Annotated in this window: 14 protein-coding genes and 1 pseudogene; 7 read left to right on the top strand and 8 right to left on the bottom strand. The window is 71.7% G+C overall.

Annotation, left to right across the window (positions count from 1 at the left end; translation table 11 throughout):
- Positions 1-22: 22 nt before the first annotated feature.
- The 6 genes from MCBG_RS00370 to MCBG_RS00345 are packed head-to-tail and all read left to right on the top strand — an operon-like array spanning position 23 to position 7890.
- Entirely contained in the window at positions 23-952 is a 930-nt protein-coding gene (locus MCBG_RS00370) for an ABC transporter permease (protein WP_043322921.1), read from the top strand.
- The gene (locus MCBG_RS00365; RefSeq protein ID WP_223200963.1) at positions 949-1887 is read left to right on the top strand and encodes a carbohydrate ABC transporter permease; all 939 of its coding nucleotides are present in this window, start codon (positions 949-951) and stop codon (positions 1885-1887) included. Before MCBG_RS00370 ends, MCBG_RS00365 begins: the two co-directional genes overlap by 4 nt.
- A 42-nt stretch (positions 1888-1929) precedes the next feature.
- Positions 1930-3573, top strand: a complete 1644-nt coding sequence (locus MCBG_RS00360) for an ABC transporter substrate-binding protein (protein WP_043322916.1) — start codon at positions 1930-1932, stop codon at positions 3571-3573.
- Positions 3570-5096, top strand: a complete 1527-nt coding sequence (locus MCBG_RS00355; protein ID WP_043322913.1) for a GH39 family glycosyl hydrolase — start codon at positions 3570-3572, stop codon at positions 5094-5096. The genes MCBG_RS00360 and MCBG_RS00355 overlap by 4 nt, the downstream gene beginning before the upstream one ends.
- Positions 5093-5782, top strand: coding sequence for a hypothetical protein (locus MCBG_RS00350; RefSeq protein ID WP_043322910.1), 690 nt, complete (start codon positions 5093-5095; stop codon positions 5780-5782). The genes MCBG_RS00355 and MCBG_RS00350 overlap by 4 nt, the downstream gene beginning before the upstream one ends.
- Entirely contained in the window at positions 5779-7890 is a 2112-nt protein-coding gene (locus tag MCBG_RS00345; RefSeq protein ID WP_043322907.1) for an alpha-glucuronidase, read from the top strand. The genes MCBG_RS00350 and MCBG_RS00345 overlap by 4 nt, the downstream gene beginning before the upstream one ends.
- 10 nt (positions 7891-7900) lie before the next feature.
- On the opposite strand, the gene manD is transcribed toward MCBG_RS00345, so the two are convergent.
- The 3 genes from manD to MCBG_RS33370 all read right to left on the bottom strand — a co-directional run bounded on the left by manD (position 7901) and on the right by MCBG_RS33370 (position 9953).
- Positions 7901-9109 (bottom strand): D-mannonate dehydratase ManD, encoded by a 1209-nt coding sequence (manD, locus tag MCBG_RS00340; RefSeq protein ID WP_043322904.1) that lies wholly within the window; start codon positions 9107-9109, stop codon positions 7901-7903.
- An 84-nt stretch (positions 9110-9193) separates the two neighbouring features.
- On the bottom strand, positions 9194-9364 hold the full coding sequence (locus tag MCBG_RS32810) for a hypothetical protein (RefSeq protein WP_013287071.1): 171 nt from the start codon (positions 9362-9364) through the stop codon (positions 9194-9196).
- Positions 9365-9767: 403 nt separating this feature from the next.
- Positions 9768-9953 (bottom strand): hypothetical protein, encoded by a 186-nt coding sequence (locus tag MCBG_RS33370; RefSeq protein WP_223200962.1) that lies wholly within the window; start codon positions 9951-9953, stop codon positions 9768-9770.
- Here MCBG_RS33370 and MCBG_RS00335 point away from each other — a divergent pair.
- On the top strand, positions 9952-11310 hold the full coding sequence (locus tag MCBG_RS00335; protein WP_223200961.1) for an RICIN domain-containing protein: 1359 nt from the start codon (positions 9952-9954) through the stop codon (positions 11308-11310). The two genes, MCBG_RS33370 and MCBG_RS00335, sit on opposite strands and share 2 nt — an antisense overlap.
- Before the next feature lie 20 nt (positions 11311-11330).
- Here MCBG_RS00335 and MCBG_RS00330 read toward each other — a convergent pair whose 3' ends face one another.
- The 5 genes and pseudogenes from MCBG_RS00330 to MCBG_RS00310 form a co-directional block, all read right to left on the bottom strand.
- Positions 11331-12185, bottom strand: coding sequence for an ECF transporter S component (locus MCBG_RS00330; protein WP_051610840.1), 855 nt, complete (start codon positions 12183-12185; stop codon positions 11331-11333).
- Complete coding sequence (locus MCBG_RS00325; protein ID WP_043322899.1) at positions 12182-13813, bottom strand: ABC transporter ATP-binding protein; 1632 nt, start codon at positions 13811-13813, stop codon at positions 12182-12184. The genes MCBG_RS00330 and MCBG_RS00325 overlap by 4 nt, the downstream gene beginning before the upstream one ends.
- Positions 13810-15054 carry a CbiQ family ECF transporter T component gene (locus tag MCBG_RS00320; RefSeq protein WP_043329920.1) on the bottom strand — a complete coding sequence of 415 codons (1245 nt, stop codon included), beginning with the start codon at positions 15052-15054 and terminating at the stop codon, positions 13810-13812. Before MCBG_RS00320 ends, MCBG_RS00325 begins: the two co-directional genes overlap by 4 nt.
- Positions 15047-15949: a hypothetical protein gene (locus tag MCBG_RS00315; protein ID WP_043322896.1), complete on the bottom strand. Its 903-nt coding sequence runs from the start codon at positions 15947-15949 to the stop codon at positions 15047-15049. Before MCBG_RS00315 ends, MCBG_RS00320 begins: the two co-directional genes overlap by 8 nt.
- Positions 15946-16328: pseudogene (locus MCBG_RS00310) on the bottom strand (cell wall anchor protein); the annotation flags it as partial. The gene MCBG_RS00315 and the pseudogene MCBG_RS00310, both read right to left, overlap by 4 nt.

The following is a 16328-nucleotide window of genomic DNA, read 5'->3' as shown; positions in this document are numbered from 1 at the left end:
GACGGTCAGGGGGAGGACGAGCTTGGCAGCCCCGACCCCGCGCAGTCGCCGTACGCCCTGGCGGCGGGCCCTGCGCCGGGACTGGCAGCTCTACTCGCTCGCAGTCCTGCCGCTGCTGTTCTTCCTGACGTTCCGCTACCTGCCGATGCTCGGCAACGTGATCGCGTTCCGGCGCTTCCAGCCGGGCGGCAGCCTCTTCGGCGAGTACTGGACCGGGCTGCGGTACTTCCGGTTGTTCTTCACCGACCCGACCTTCTGGAGCGTGTTCACAAACACGCTGGTGCTGGGCGCGCTGACGCTGGTGTTCTGCTTCCCGCTGCCGATCGTGCTCGCGCTGCTGCTCAACGAGGTGCGCAACCGCGCGCTCAAGCGGTTCGTCCAGTCGGTGTCCTACCTGCCGCACTTCCTGTCGATAGTGATCGTGGCCGCCATGGTCCTCCAACTGCTGTCGGTGGACGGCACGGTGAACCAGATGGTGCGCGCCGTGGGCGGCGAGCCGGTCGCGTTCATGCAGCAGGCCGGATGGTTCCGGACGATCTACGTCTCCTCCGAGGTCTGGCAGACCGTCGGCTGGGGCACCATCCTCTACCTCGCCGCGCTCACCACCGTCGACGGCGACCTGTACGAGGCGGCCCGCATCGACGGCGCCAACAGGTGGCGGCAGACCTGGCACGTGACGCTGCCGGGGATCCGGCCGACGATGGTGACGCTGCTGATCCTCAACATCGGCACCTTCATGGCCGTCGGCTTCGAAAAGATCCTGCTGCTGTACAACCCGCTCACCTACCCGACGGCGGACGTGATCTCGACCTACCTGTACCGGGTGGGCATCGTCTCCGGGAACCTCAGCTACGCCGCAGCCATCGGCCTGTTCGAGTCCTTGATCGGGCTGACGCTGGTGCTGTCGGCGAACGCGATCTCCCGGCGCACGGTGGGGACGAGCCTGTGGTGAGCACGCAGGCCCGCGCCCAGGCCCGTACACGGAAACCGGCGGCCCGGCCGCGTGGCCCCCGGCCCACCCGCGGCTACCGGGTCTTCCAGGTGGTGAACGCCCTCGTGCTGACCGGCGTCGTGGTGGTGACCCTGTATCCGTTCCTCACCATCGTGTCCCGCTCGCTCAGCGACAACGCGTACATCGTCGCGGGCGAGGTGAACCTCGTGCCGCGCGGGTTCAACCTGACCGCGTACCGGGTGGTGACGTCGGACCCGACGTTCTGGGTCAGCTACCGCAACACCGTCTTCTACACGGTGGTCGCCACGCTCGTCTCCGTCGTGCTGACCACCTGCTATGCCTACGTGCTGTCGAAGAAACACCTGCGGGGCCGGACCGCGCTGGTCGGGATCGCCGTGTTCACCATGTTCTTCACCGGCGGCCTGATCCCCAACTACGTCCTGGTCACCAGCCTCGGGCTGAAGAATACGGTGTGGGCGATCGCCCTGCCCAACGCGATAAACGTGTTCAACCTGCTGGTGATGAAGGCGTTCTTCGAGAGCCTGCCGGTCGAGCTGGAGGAGGCGGCCGCCGTCGACGGGCTGAACACGTACGGCACGCTGCTGCGGATCGTCCTGCCGCTGTCGAAGGCGATGGTCGCCACGATGGTGCTGTTCTACGCCGTCTCGTTCTGGAACTCGTGGTTCGCCGCGTTCCTCTACATGGACCGGCAGGACCTGCTCCCGGTGACCGTCTATCTGCGCAACCTCATCGCGGGCGCGACCGACGCCACGCAGACCGGCGGCGGCCTCGGCAGCGCCGGCGACGTCGTCCAGTCCGCCGCCACCATCCAGTCCGTGACGATCGTGCTGACGATCCTGCCGATCCTCGCGGTCTATCCCTTCATCCAGCGCTATTTCGTCTCCGGAATCATGCTCGGCGCCGTGAAGGGATAGCCGCCGCCCGCACCACCACCCCACCACCGGAAGGAAGAACCCATGGCCCAGCTGTCCCGGCGCCAGGTACTGCTCGCCAGCGGCGCGGCCGCCGTCGTCGCCCTGGCAGGTTGCGGCGACGACACCCCGGACAAGAAGGACCTCGACCGCAACCGTACGGGCGCGATGGACAAGTACGGCATCGGCGACCAGTTCAAGGCCACCGAGCCGGTCACGTTCTCGATCCTCTACAACAACCACCCGAACTACCCGCTCAAGCCGGAGTGGCTGTTCTGGACCGAGCTGGCCGGGCGGACGAACGTCAAGCTGGACCCGGTCGCCGTGCCGCTGAGCGACTACGAGCAGAAGCGCAGCGTGCTGGTCGGCTCCGGTGACGCCCCGATGATCATCCCGAAGACCTACCACCCGCAGGAGAACTCGTACGTCTCCTCCGGCGCCATCCTGCCGGTCAGCGACTACCTCGACCTGATGCCGCACTTCAAGGACAAGATCGAGAAGTGGAAGCTCCAGCCGGAGATGGACACGCTCCGGCAGGAGGACGGCAAGTTCTACCTGCTGCCCGGCCTGCACGAGAAGCCCTGGCAGGACTACACGCTCGCGGTCCGCACCGACGTGCTGGAGCAGCTGAAGATCCCGTCCCCGACCACCTGGGACGAGGTGTACGCCATGCTCAAGGCGATGAAGGCGGCCCACCCGGACGTCATCCCGTTCTCCGACCGGTTCGGCAAGCCCAACCCGGCCGGCAACCTGCTGAACATGCTGGCCCTCGCGCACGGCCTGCCCGGCGCCGGCTGGAACTACCAGCCGACGAGCTGGGACTCCGGGGCCGGGAAGTACGTCTTCACCGGCGCCTCGGACGGCTACCGGCAGGTGGTGGAGTATCTCCACAAGCTGGTCGCCGAGGGGCTGCTCGACCCGGAGACGTTCACCCAGACCGACGACCAGGCCCGGCAGAAGCTCGCCAGCGGCAAGTCCTTCGTGATCAGCACGAACGCGCAGACCCTGGTGAACGACTACCGCCCGGACATCGCGAAGATCAACCCGAACGCCCGGCTCGGCAAGATCCTCTTCCCGGTCGGGCCGGCCGGAGCGGTCAACCCGGCGAGCCGGCTGGAGAACGGCGTGATGATCTCCAGCAAGGCGCGCGACGGCAAGAACTTCGTGGCCATGATGCAGTTCGTCGACTGGCTTTGGTACTCCGACGCCGGCCAGGAGTTCGCCAAGTGGGGCGTCGAGGGAACCACGTACACCAAGGACGGCTCGGGCAAGCGCACCCTCGCCCCGGACGTCAACGTCATCGGCCTCAACCCCAAGGGCACCAAGCACCTGCAGAAGGACTTCGGCTTCTACAACGGCGTCTTCGCCTACGGGGGCAAGCTCGACCTGGTGCAGTCGTTCTTCTCGCCCGAGGAACTGGAGTTCCAGAAGGAGATGAACGCCCGCAAGGCCGCGCCCTGGGTGACTCCGCCACCGGCGCCGCTCAGCGACTCCGAGCGGGAGCAGACGACGCTGTGGGCGACCGCGCTGAAGGACCACGTCACCCAGAACACGCTGAAGTTCGCCCTCGGCCAGCGGCCGCTGAGCGAGTGGGACGCCTACGTCTCGGAGCTGAAGGGCAAGAACGCGCAGGCCTACATCGACCTGGTCAACAAGGCGTACGACCGGTACCGCAAGAACCACGGATGACGCGGCTCCTCGTCCCCGACCGGCCTGCCGGCCGGCTGACCGACGCCTGGCGTACCTGCGTGGGCACCGGCCGGTTCGACCTGGCTCTGCGACGTGACTATCAGGACTCGCTGGCGCTGGTGCAGCAGGACATCGGCTTCCGGCACATCCGCGGCCACGGGCTGCTCAGCGACGGCGTCGGCGTGCACCGCCCGTACGAATACCGGGGCGAGCGCCGGGTGCGGCACGCCTTCACCTACGTGGACCAGGCCGTCGACGCATACCTCGCGCTGGGCATCCGGCCCTTCGTGGAGCTGGGGTTCATGCCCTCGGCGCTCGCCTCCGGCGACCAGACCGTGTTCTGGTGGCGGGGAAACGTGACGCCTCCGGAGTCGTACACCGAATGGGGTGACCTGGTGCGCGCGACGGTGGCCCACCTGGTCGACAGGTACGGCCTCGACGAGGTGCGCGGCTGGCCGATCGAGGTGTGGAACGAGCCCAACCTGCCGGCGTTCTGGCAGGGCGCCGACCAGGACGCCTACCACCGCCTGTACGAGGTCTCGGCGCACGCCGTCAAGGACGTCGACGCGGCGCTCCAGGTCGGCGGCCCGGCCCTGTCCCCCGGCGCCGACGAGTGGCTGAAGCCGTTCGCCGAGTTCGTCACCGACCGCGACGTGCCTGTCGACTTCGTCAGCCGGCACGCCTACACCTCCGGCCCGGCGCGGCACCTGCCGTTCGGCACCCGGCAGACCCTGGCTCCGGCCACGGAGCTGCTGGAACAGTTCGCCGCGCCCCGCCGGCACCTGGCCGGCACCGCGCTGGCCGACCACCCGGTGCACATCACCGAGTTCAACTCCTCCTACCGGCCGGACAACCCGATCCACGACACGGCCTTCCACGCCGCCTACCTCGCTCCGGTGCTGGCCGGCGGCGGGGATCTGGTCGACTCCTTCTCCTACTGGACCTTCAGCGACGTGTTCGAGGAGGAGGGGGTGCCGACCGCGCCGCTGCACGGCGGCTTCGGCCTGCTCACCCACCGGCAGATCAAGAAACCCACCTACCATCTGTACGCGTTCATGGCCCGGCTCGGCGACGAGGTGCTCGCGCGCGGGCCGGACCATCTCGTCACCCGGCACCCCGACGGCCGGGTCGCGGTCCTGGCCTGGGCCCCGGTGGACGTCACCGGCCGCGAGCCGGTACCCGAGCGGCACACCCTGTCGCTGTCCGTTCCGATCGGCCCGCCGGGCACCGCGTCGGCGTTCCTGCTCCGCTCGGCAGTGAGTGAGGACGCCGGCAACGCCTTCGCGGCCTGGCGGGAGATGGGCAGCCCGCACTCACCCCGGCCACGGCAGCTCGACGCGTTGCGGGAGGCCGCCGAGCCGGCCCGTACCCATCGGGCACTGCCGGTCGCGGGCGGGCGGGCGGACCTCGACCTCGTCCTCGCCCGGCACGAGGTGACTCTCGCCGAGCTGACCCCGGTAGTGGACGAGACGCCGCCGTGGTGGGACGACAGGTTGCTCGACCCGCACGAGGACCGACGGTGACCGGCGCGACCGGCGGGCTGCGGGAGTTCGGCGACGGGCCGTTGTCGCGGGCCGCCGCGACGGTCCACACCCTGCTCGTGGTCGAACTGCTGCTCCTGGTGAGCACGCTGCCCGGTCTGGCCGTGCTCGTGCTGCTCGACCGCGACAGCAGCAACCTTCCGCTGGTAGCCGCCGCCGCGCTGCCGGTCGGTCCGGCCGTCTCGGCCGCGCTGCACACGCTGCGGCACCAGCGCCCCGACCTGACCGATCTCCGTCCCGCCGCCGCGTTCCGCCGGGCCTACCGGGCCAACCTGGCGGGCGTGCTGCGCGTCTGGGCGCCGACGCTGCTGTGGCTCGCAGTCATCGCGGTCAACCTGGCGAACCTGCCCGCCGCCGCCGTCCCCGGCTGGTGGGCCGTGCCGCTCGTCGTGGTCGGGGCGGGGGTGATCCTGGTCGGGGTCAACGCGCTGGTGATCGTCTCGCTGTTCACCTTCCGCACCCGCGACGTGCTCCGGCTCGCCGTCTACTACGTGGCGCGCAAGCCCGGCGTCACGTTCGGCAACGTCGCGCTGCTGGTCGCCGCCGCCGGCGTCACCGCGGTGTTCTCCGAGGCGGTGCTCGCCCTGCTCGCAGCGCTCCTGGTGCTGGCGCTGCTGCGGATCGGTGCTCCCATGATCGACGACATCCGGGCGGAGTTCACCGCGTGAGCGTCCCGGTCACCGGCCGCTTGTCGGCCGACAGCGGCGAGTCGGCCTGGCATGCCGCCTGGCTACCGACTGCGGCGTTCCGTGAGCTCGGTTCCCGGCCGGTGCTGGTGCACGGCGACGGTCTCCTGGTCGACACCGTCCTCGACGAGGTGAGCCGGGCCTGCGCCCGGTACGGCGGACGGCTCTGGCACGGGCCACCGTGGCCTGTCGACGCCGACCTGGTGCTGGCCCTGCGCGGCACCGGCCCGGTGCCGAACGCGGCGGCGGAGGCGGCCCGGCTCGGTGCGACACCGGCGGTGAACGGCACCGGCGACGGCGCCCTCGGCGACGAGGGATACCTGCTGACGCGGGCGAGCGGCGTGACTGTGGTCCTGGCCGACGCGCCGGCCGGCCTGCTGTACGGGATGTTCCACGTGGTCCGGCTCGGCGCGGCGGCCTTCGACGACGGCCTTCCGGCGAGTCGGCACCGGCCGGCGCTGGACCGGCGGATGCTCGACCACTGGGACAACGTGGCCGTGCACCCGGTGTCGGGCCAGGTCGAGCGGGGCTACGCCGGCGGCTCCCTGTTCTGGCGCGACGGCGCCGCCCGGCGCGAGCCCGCCCGGCTCCGCGACTACGCCCGCCTGCTCGCCGCCTGCGGCGTCAACGCGATCTGCGTGAACAACGTCAACGTGCACGACACCGAGGCGCTGCTGCTGACCGACCGGCTCGGCGACGTCGCGGAGATCGCCGAGGGGTTCCGCCCGTACGGCATCCGGGTGCATCTGGCGGTGACCTTCGCCGCCCCGGTGGTCCTCGGCGGCCTGCCCACCGCCGATCCGCTGGACGAGCGGGTACGGGACTGGTGGGCCGCCGCCACCCGGCGGGTGTACCGGCGGATTCCCGACTTCGGCGGCTATCTGGTGAAGGCCGACTCCGAGGGCCGGCCCGGCCCCTTCGCGTACGGGCGCGACCACGCCGACGGCGCGAACCTGCTCGCCGAGGCGCTCGCACCGCACGGCGGCGTGGTGCGCTGGCGGGCGTTCGTCTACGACCACCACCAGGACTGGCGGGACCGGTCGACCGACCGCGCCCGGGCCGCCCACGACCACTTCGCGCCGCTGGACGGACGATTCGCCGACAACGTGATCGTCCAGGTGAAGTTCGGCCCGATCGACTTCCAGCCACGCGAACCGGTGTCCCCGGTGCTCGCCGCGATGCCTGCTACCCGGCTGGCGGTGGAGGTGCAGGCGACGCAGGAGTACACCGGCCAGCAGCGGCACGTCTGCTACCTCGGCCCCTGGTGGAGCGAGGTGCTGCGGTTCCGGCCCCGGGGCGCGGCCGGCGACACGATCGCCGACATTGCGGCCGGACGGGCGGGCGCCGGTGGCGGCCTGGTCGCCGTGTCCAACGTGGGCGACGACCCGTTCTGGACCGGGCACCCGCTGGCTCAGGCGAACCTGTACGCCTTCGGCCGGCTCGCCTGGGATCCGCTGCTGGATCCCGGCGCGATCCTCGACGAGTGGATCGACCTGACGTGGCTGCCGGTGACCTCCGGCGACCCGGAAGCGCTGCGGCGCACGATGCACGCGATCATGGACGATTCCTGGCGCACCTACGAGCGCTACACCGCCCCGCTCGGCGTCGGGTTCATGGTGCGGCCCGGCCACCACTACGGCCCGGACGTGGACGGCTACGAGTACACAGCGTGGGGCACCTACCACTTCGCCGACCGCGACGGCGTCGGGGTGGACCGGACCCGGGCGACCGGGACCGGCTTCACCGGTCAGTACCCGCCGCCGTGGTCCGAGGTGTACGAGTCCCGTGAACGCTGCCCCGACGAACTGCTGCTGTTCTTCCATCACGTGCCGTACCGGCACGTGCTGCACAGCGGCCGTACCGTGATCCAGCACATCTACGACACGCACTTCGCCGGGGTCGAGGAGGTGATGGCGATGCGGGAGCGGTGGCGGCTCGTCGCCGGGGCGGTCGACCCGGCCGTCCACGACCGGGTCGCCGAGCGCCTCGACGAACAGCTCCGCAGCGCCGTCGAGTGGCGGGACCAGATCAACACGTACTTCTTCCGCAAGTCCGGGATCCCGGACGCGCACGGCCGCCGCATCCACTGAGCCGGCGCGCTCACCAGGGGTGCACGGTGCCGTCCGTCAGCCGGTTCACCGGCAGGTAGGCCGGCGCGTACGGGTAGCGGGCCGCGGCCTGCTCGTCGATGTCCACGCCGAGCCCCGGAGTCTCGGCCGGATGCAGGTAGCCGCCGTCGTAGTGGTAGCCGTGCGGGAACACCTCGTCCGTCGCCTCGGTGTGCCGCATGTACTCCTGCAGACCGAAGTTGGGGATGGCGATGTCCAGGTGCAGCGCGGCGGCCATGCAGACCGGGGAGAGATCGGTGGCTCCGTGCGAGCCGCTGCGGACGTGGTGCAGCGCGGCGAGGTCGAAGATGCGTCGCAGGTGGGTGATCCCGCCGGCGTGGACCACAGTGGTACGGACGTAGTCGATGAGCTGTTCCCGGATGAGCTGGGCGGCGTCCCAGATGCTGCTGAAGACCTCGCCGACGGCGATCGGCGTGGTGGTGTGCGAGCGGATGAGCCGGAAGCCCTCCTGCAGGTCCGCCGGGACCGGATCCTCCATCCAGGTCAGCGCGTACGGCTCCAGGCTCTTGCCGAGCCGCGCCGCCTCGATCGGGGTGAGCCGGTGGTGCACGTCGTGCAGCAGCCGGAGGGTGGGCCCGAACTCCTCGCGGACCCGGGCGAACACGCCCGGCACGTGGGCCAGGTACGCCTCCGTCGACCAAGTCGTCTCGGTCGGCAGCGCGGCGTCGGCGGGCTCGTAGAACATCTTGTCGGCGCTGACGCCGTACGTCCGGGGCAGGCCGGGCACGCCGCACTGCACCCGCACCGCGCGGTAGCCGAGGTCGACGAAACGGGCGACCTCGGTCAGCACCTCGTCGACCGTCTCGCCGTTGGCGTGCCCGTACACGGTCACGCCCTCGCGGGACCGGCCGCCGAGCAACTGGTAGACCGGCAGCCCGGCGACCTTGCCCTTGATGTCCCACAGCGCGGTGTCCACGGCGGCGACGGCGCTCATCGTGACCGGCCCGCGCCGCCAGTACGACCCCTGGTAGAGGTACTGCCAGGTGTCCTCGATCCGGGCCGGGTCGCGCCCGATCAGCAGCGGCACGACGTGGTCGCGCAGGTAGGACGCGACGGCCAGTTCCCGGCCGTTGAGGGTGGCGTCGCCGACTCCGGTGACTCCCTCGTCGGTCACGACCTTCAGGGTCACGAAGTTCCGGCCGGGGCAGGTCACTATCACCCGGGCGTCGACGATTCTCATCCGGTCTCCCCTGCGGTCCGCGCGCCGGTCACCGCAAGATTATCCACCATCGTCGATCTATTGGGCACCCCGGCGCCGGGCCGGTCAGGCCGGTTCGGGCACACCCCCGGGCTCCCCGTCGTCGGGCATCGGCTCGACCGGTGCCTCGGGCAGCTCACCGGGCGTGTCCGGGAGGAGTTCGCCGGGATCGTCCGGCACGTCCTCACGCGGGTCGATCGGCGGGTACACCTCGGGATCGAGGTCGGGGTTGGTCATCGACCCAGTATCCGACGCCTCCGCCGCGCCCGCCCGCCGAGCGCGCCGGCCCGATCAGCAACAGGAGGCCGGCGGCGATCCACTGGAGAACCATGCGCCTCATTGGCTCACGAGGTCGACGCAGGGCCACGCCCCACCCCAGCACCCCGATCGCCACAGGGGACGACGCACATCGATGCCTTGACACTCCGGATGTGATCGCGAACACTTGTTCGCAACGCACATTTAACAGCCAGAAGGCATACCCCTGCCTCGGTGTCACGCACCCCGCCGCTGAAGCCCGGAGGTACGCCGCTCCACCGGCGTTAGCGCTAACAGCGCCCATCTCCAGAGGGACCTGGGACCACTACGGGCAGCAGCGGATTCGGCGGTCAGCCTGATGTCCGGAGCCAGAGAGGCTGGATCAGATGATCGACCACTTCCCGACGCGGACCACCTCGTCGCGGCGCCGCCCAGCGGGCCCGGCGCGGAGCACCAGGTCACTACGCCGGCTGCTGATCGTGTTGGTGGCCGCGACGACGGCGATGGTCGGCGGCGGCGTCGTCATGTCGTCGCCCGCCGTCGCCGCCACGAACCAGTTCCGAGGCATGAACTGGGCCGTGCTGGGTGACAACTTCAGCACCGGTCCCCTCGTCGTGCAGGGCCTCAGCTCCTCCGACAGCAACGCGACGGTGCGGGCCAAGGCCAACGCCCTCTACGACGACATGGCTTCCACCATGGGCGTCAACACCGTCCGGCTACCCATCAACACCCACACGGTGGGAACGGCGTGGTGGGAGGCCTACCGGGGCGCCATCGACGCCGCCACCGCCCGCGGGTTCAAGGTCATCCTCGCCTACTGGGAGGACGGCGCCGCCTCCGGCGGCCGGATCACGAACCTCGCCGCGTGGAACGCGATGTGGTCCACGGTGACCAACACGTACGGCTCGAACTCCAACGTCTACTTCGAGCCGATGAACGAGCCCCACGGCTACAGCTCGACGGAGTGGCGCAACGTCGCTGCCAACTGGCTCAGCTACCACTACTCGGCGGTGCCCAGCCGGGTGCTCATCGGGGGCACCGGGTTCAGTCAGGACCTGCGCGACATCTGCAACGACAGCCGATTCGCCTCGACGCTGCTGTCGTTCCACCACTACGCCTTCTTCTACGGCGAGATGACCTACGACGCCTTCCGGAGCCACATCCAGACCCGCCTCGGCAACTGCGCGTCGCGGGCGGTCGCCACCGAGTTCGGCGCACCCATGAACGACGGCCGCAACTACGCCGACGCGAACAGCACCGACAACTTCGTGCGCCACATCCGCGCCATGGCCCAGGTCATGCGCGACAACCGGATGGGCGGCACCTACTGGCCCGCGCTCGGCGGCAAGCCCGGCACCATCGGCTACGACTGGTACTCGATGTACTCGCTCAGCGGTAGCGGCACCGACCTCAACCTGACCGTCCGCAACACCTCCGGCGCCGACCAGATCCGGTACGCCTGGGGCGACACCATCGGCGGCGGCCCCACGACGCCCCCGCCGACTGACACGTTCTACCGGATCACCGTGCGACACAGCGGCAAGGCCATGGACGTCCAGCAACCGAACACCGACAACGGCGCGCGCGTCGGCCAGTACACGTACAACGGCAACACGTGGCAACAGTGGCAGTTCCAGGACGCCGGCAACGGCTACTGGCGACTCGTCAGCCGCAACAGCGGAAAGTGCCTCGACGTCGTGAGCGCGTCCACCGCCGACGGCGCCGAACTGATCCAGTACACCTGCGGCACCGGCACCAACCAGCAGTTCCAGATGGTCACAGGCGGCAGCTACTTCCAACTCCGGGCACGGCACAGCGGCAAGTGCGTGGACGTACCGGCCGCATCGACCGCTGACGGTGTGGTCCTCAAGCAGTACGCGTGCAACACCGGCGCCAACCAGCAGTGGTCGCGTACGACCGTCTGACCGACCCTCCGGCCGGCGCCCTACGTCGCCTGCGAGGAGGACTGCGGGATGCCGGTCACCTTCGCCGCGGGCCTGTCGGACGCCGCGGCGAAGGTGACCGGCGCGCCGAACGCGGCCCGCCGGACGGCGCGGCGCAGCGCGGCGAGGACGGCGGGACCGGCGAGGACTATCGCCACGGCGGTGGTGATCGCGCGGCCGGTGTCCCAGCCGAAGGTGGACGTGACGGCGGTGAACAGGGCGAGACGGTGCAGGTTCTCCAGTACGGGGGCACCGGCGACGTAGGACAGCTGGGTGTCCGCGCCGACGCTGAACGGCCAGAACCACAGGTTCATCAGCAGGCCGTAGCCGTAGGCGGCGAGCATCCCGTACCCGGCCAGGACTGCGACCTCGGCGCGGCCGCGCAGCCGGGCCGGAAGCAGGCCGGCGCCGAGGCCGATCCACGAGGCGCAGAGCATCTGGAACGGCAGCCACGGCCCGACGCCTGCGGTGAGCAGGGCGGAGGCGAACAGCGACGTGGCACCGAGCAGGAACCCGAACCCGGGTCCGAAGACCCGGCCGGCCAGGACGAGCAGGAAGAACACGGTCTCGATGCCCGCGGTCCCCGCACCCAGGGGGCGCAGGGCGGCGTTGACGGCGGCGAGTACGCCGAGCATCGCCAGGGCTTTGCTGTCGATGCCGCCGGAGGTGAGTTCGGCGAGGACGAGCGCCACGAGTACCGGCAGCATGACGATGAAGACCAGCGGCGCCTCGCCGGTGCGGGCGGTGCTCTCCGGGTGTGCGGGGACGAAGAACGGCCAGGTGAAGGTGGCCAGCGCGGCGGCCGAGGCGAGGGTCAGCACCACAGCGGTACGCGGGGCGACCCGCAGCACGCTCATGCCGGTGCCCTGGTCTCGTCGAGCGCGGCGGCGACCTGTTCCACTGTCAGCCAGGGGGCGGGGGCGAGGACCTTGGCCACCTGCGGCGCGAACGCCGGCGAGGCGAGCATGACCTCTGCGGTGGTGCCGTCGGAGACGATCTCCCCTTCGGCCATCACGATCACCCGGTCGGCGAGGGTGGCGACGAGTTCGACGTCGTGGGTGGCGACCACCACGGCTCGGCCGCTGCCGGCCAGCATCCGGGCGACGGCGGTGAACTGCCGCTTGGCATGGTAGTCCAGGCCGCGGGTCGGCTCGTCGAGCAGGACCACCGGCGGAGCGGCGGTGAGCTGCACGGCGAGTGCGAGGGCGAGCCGCTGTCCCTCGGACAGGTCCCGGGGGTGCCGGTCACCGGGCAGTCCGGGGACGAGCTGGTTTACCAGCGCCCGGCAGGTGCCGGCCGGCACGCCGGTCTCCCGGTCGGCCTGGGCGCACTCCGCGTCGACTGTCTCCAGGTAGAGCAGGTCACCGGAGTCCTGCGGGACGAGGCCGACGTGCCGGCGGGCCTGACCGGCCGGCAGGGCCTTCGGGTCGACGGTGCCCTTCGGCCCGGTCACGGCGACGGTGCCGCCGTGGCGTGGGCCGCTGCCCTGCACCGCCCAGAGCAGGCTGGACTTGCCGGATCCGTTGCGGCCCATCAACGCGACGACCCGGCCGGCGCGCAGATCGAGGTCGACGCCGGCCACCGCGACGGTGCCCGGATACCGTACGACGATCTTCCGCGCGGTCAGCGTGGGACCGGTGTCCGCGCCCGCCGGGACCGGCGGCGGCGCCACGCCGGCGAGCCGGTGCCGGAGGTCGGACGCCCGTCGGCGGGCGTCACGGACCGACAACGGCAGCGGTGTCCAGCCGGCGAGGCGACCCAGCTCGATCAGGGGTGGCGCGATGTCGATGTGGGCCAGCCCGGTCGCCGGCGTCCCGTCGTGGACATGGCCGTCGCCGGGCAGGTACAGCAGCCGGTCGGCGTACTGCAGGACGCGCTCCAGCCGGTGCTCGGCCAGCACCACTGTCACTCCGAGGTCGTGCACCAGCCGGGTGACGGTGGCGAGCACGTCCTCCGCGGCGGTGGGGTCCAGCGCGGAGGTGGGTTCGTCGAGCACCAGCACCCGGGGGTGCGCCGTGAGCACCGCGCCGATGGCGACCCGCTGTTGCTGACCGCCGGACAGCGTCCGCAGGGGCCGGTCGCGCAGGTCGGCGATGCCGAGCAGGTCCAGCGTCTCCTCCACCCGCTTGCGCATCACCGCGGGTGGCAGGGCGAGCTGCTCCATCCCGTACGCCAGTTCCTCCTCGACGGTGTCGGTGACGAAGCCGGCCAGCGGGTCCTGGCCGACCACGCCGACGACGTGGGCGAGATCGCGCGGCGGATGCGTGCGGGTGTCCCTGCCGTCGACGGTGACGGCGCCGTGCAGGGTGCCGCCGGTGAAGTGTGGGACGAGACCGTTGATCGCCCGCAGCAGCGTCGACTTTCCGGCACCGGTACGGCCCGCGACCAGGCAGAGTTCACCTTCCTCGACGCGAAACGTCGCATCCCGCAACGGTGGCGGGCCGCCCTCGGCATAGTGGACGGTGACCCGGTCGAAAGTGATCATGGGCGGTCTCCCGGTGTCGATGCCCTCGCGGCGCGCACTCCGTCTGCCGGCACGTCCGTGACGGGGATGGGCCGGTCCACCGCCGGCGGGCGTCCGGCACGTACCGTCGGCGGTGGTGGCGGCGCCAGCCAGGCGGGTGCCGCCGCGACGCCGACGGCGAGAAGCATCAGCGGGGTCAGCTGGGGCCAGGTGAGCGGGCCGACCGGCGGGTAGAGCAGTTCCGGGTCCACCGAGCCGGCGAGCATGGTCAGTGCCGCGGCGGCCACCCCGCAGCCGGCCACGAGCAGCTCGGCCGGGCGCCAGCGGTCCGGTCGGTACCGGCTGCGGCGGACCCGGCGACCGGCCAGCAGCATGCCGGTCACGGCGGCGGTCAGTCCGGCCAGGAGCATCGGCAGCCCCAGGTAGCCGGGTGCGGCGGTGTCGAGCAGCCCGTAGGTGCCGGCGCAGACGCCGACCAGCCCGCCGAGGACGAGCGCCCCGGTGACGGTTCGCTGCCCGGCGGGCACCGCCGCGGTGCGGCCGTAACCACGGGAGTCCATCGCGGCCGCGAGGGCCAGGGACCGGTCCAACGCGTCGGCCAGCACCGGCAGGGCGATCCCGCGCAGCGCCCTCATCCCGCGGGCGGACGCGCCGCGCAGCCGCCGGGCCCGGCGGACCCGTAGCACGCTCTCCACCAGCTGCGGGGCGACCGACAACGCGACCACGACGGCGGTGCCGATCGCGTACAGCGCTCCGGGTACGGCCTTGAGCAGCCGCTTCGGGTTGGCCAGGGCGTTCGCCGCACCGAGGCAGATCAGCATCGTCGCCAGCCGCAGCCCGTCGTAGAAGCCACCGAGGATCTGCTCGGCGGCGACCGGTCCGAACAGGCGGATGCCCGCCGCCCACGCGGGCAGCGGGATCTCCGGCAGCCGGACCAGGATGTGGTCGCCCTGGCCGCCGCCGAACACGATCCGGAACACCACCCGCATCGTGACGATCACCGCGCCGAGCCAGACGTACATGCGGAACGCCAACGCCCACGGCGCGTCGCCCCGGCGGCGCACCACCACCAGACCGGCGACGGCGACGAGCAGGGCCAGCGGCAGCGGATTCGTGGTGTGGCTGGCCGCGGTGGCCAGGCCGAGCGCCCACAGCCACCATGCGCCCGGGTGCAGCCCCCGGGGCAGCCACCACACCGGCCATCGGCCCGGCAGACGACGGGCGTCGGCCGGCCGCGACCCGGTGACCGTGACGTCAGTCATCCGGGTCGGCGGCACGGCGTCGTCGGGCCGCGACCAGCGCGCCGGTGGCGAGCAGGGCGAGCAGAAGCACCCCGGCGATCGTGCCCAGTGGCAGGCCGTCGTCGTCACGGGACGCGGCGACATCCGTCACCACCGGCTCGTCGGAGGAGCCCTGCGGTCCCGTGCCGGTGGCGGCGCCCGGCGTCGCCGTCAGGGTCGGCGTACCGGCCGTCGGTGACGTGCCGGCGGAGGTCGGCGGGCCGACGGAGACCGGCGGGCCGGAGGTGCCGCCCGGCCGGGTGGGCTCGCCGGGCCGGCCACCGGCGACCGGCGGCGGTGCGACGGTTCCTCCCGCCGGTGGTGGCGCCGCCGGCTCACCGCCCGTGGGCGGCGGCGGTGGTGGCGGTGGCGGTGGAGGGGCGGGGCGTTTCGGCACGACGCCGGGACGGGGCGCGTCGTCGGCGTTGCGGTTGAGGGAGAACGACCAGCCCTCGAAGCTGCCGGCCGCCGGCTTGCGGTTGAGCACGCCCTTGTCGCTGTACGTCCAGCTGCCGCCGTTCGGGGCGTGCCAGTACGACCAGTAGGCGCTCGCAGGCGGGGTGTCGACGCACTTCTCCGTCGCGGCCGACGGCTTGCCGTCGATCCGGCAGATGAACCCCTCGCCCCAGCGCAGGGTTCCGGTGATCGGGAAGCCCGCGTTCTTGAGCGCCGCGAGGCCGGTGGCCTGGGTGCCCGGCGCGCACCGCACCACCGTCCCGCCGCCGAGTTCGTTGAAGTCCACCACGACTGTGACCCCGGAGGCGTCCGGGCAGTAGCCGGCCGACCCGGCGGCCACCGCAGGACTGCCCGGTCCGATCGTGGTGCAGGCGGTGACCAGGGCGACGGCCAGCGCGCCACGGGCGGCGCGGAGGCTCATCCCGCCCGCCGTCGGCCGAGCACGAGCAGTGTCACTCCGCCACCGATCAGCAGCAGCGCGATCAGCAGGTAGCTACCGATCGCCACGCCGGTCGTCGGCAGCCCGCCCGGCCCGGACGCGGCCGGGGTCGTGATCGGCGGCGCGGCGGTGGCCGGCGCCGCGGTCGTGGGCGCGGGTGTCGCCGGAGGGCTGGTCACGCTCGGCGTCGGGCCGGCGGTGCCGGTCGGTGGAGGCGACGTGGTGAGCGTGGGAGACGCGGAGGGCGTGGACGGCGCGGTGGGCGAGGCCGTGCCGGTCGGGGTGGGAGTCGACGTGGGCGGCGGGTCGAGGCCGATCCGGCCCAGCGGGACCTGGGCCAGCCCGAGCAGGGCCTGCGCGG

The organism is Micromonospora sp. M42, from assembly GCF_000568915.1.
Lineage (GTDB): Bacteria > Actinomycetota > Actinomycetes > Mycobacteriales > Micromonosporaceae > Micromonospora > Micromonospora chalcea.
The sequence above is the reverse complement of the archived record's forward strand: the minus strand, read 5'-3'. Positions and strand labels throughout refer to the sequence as shown.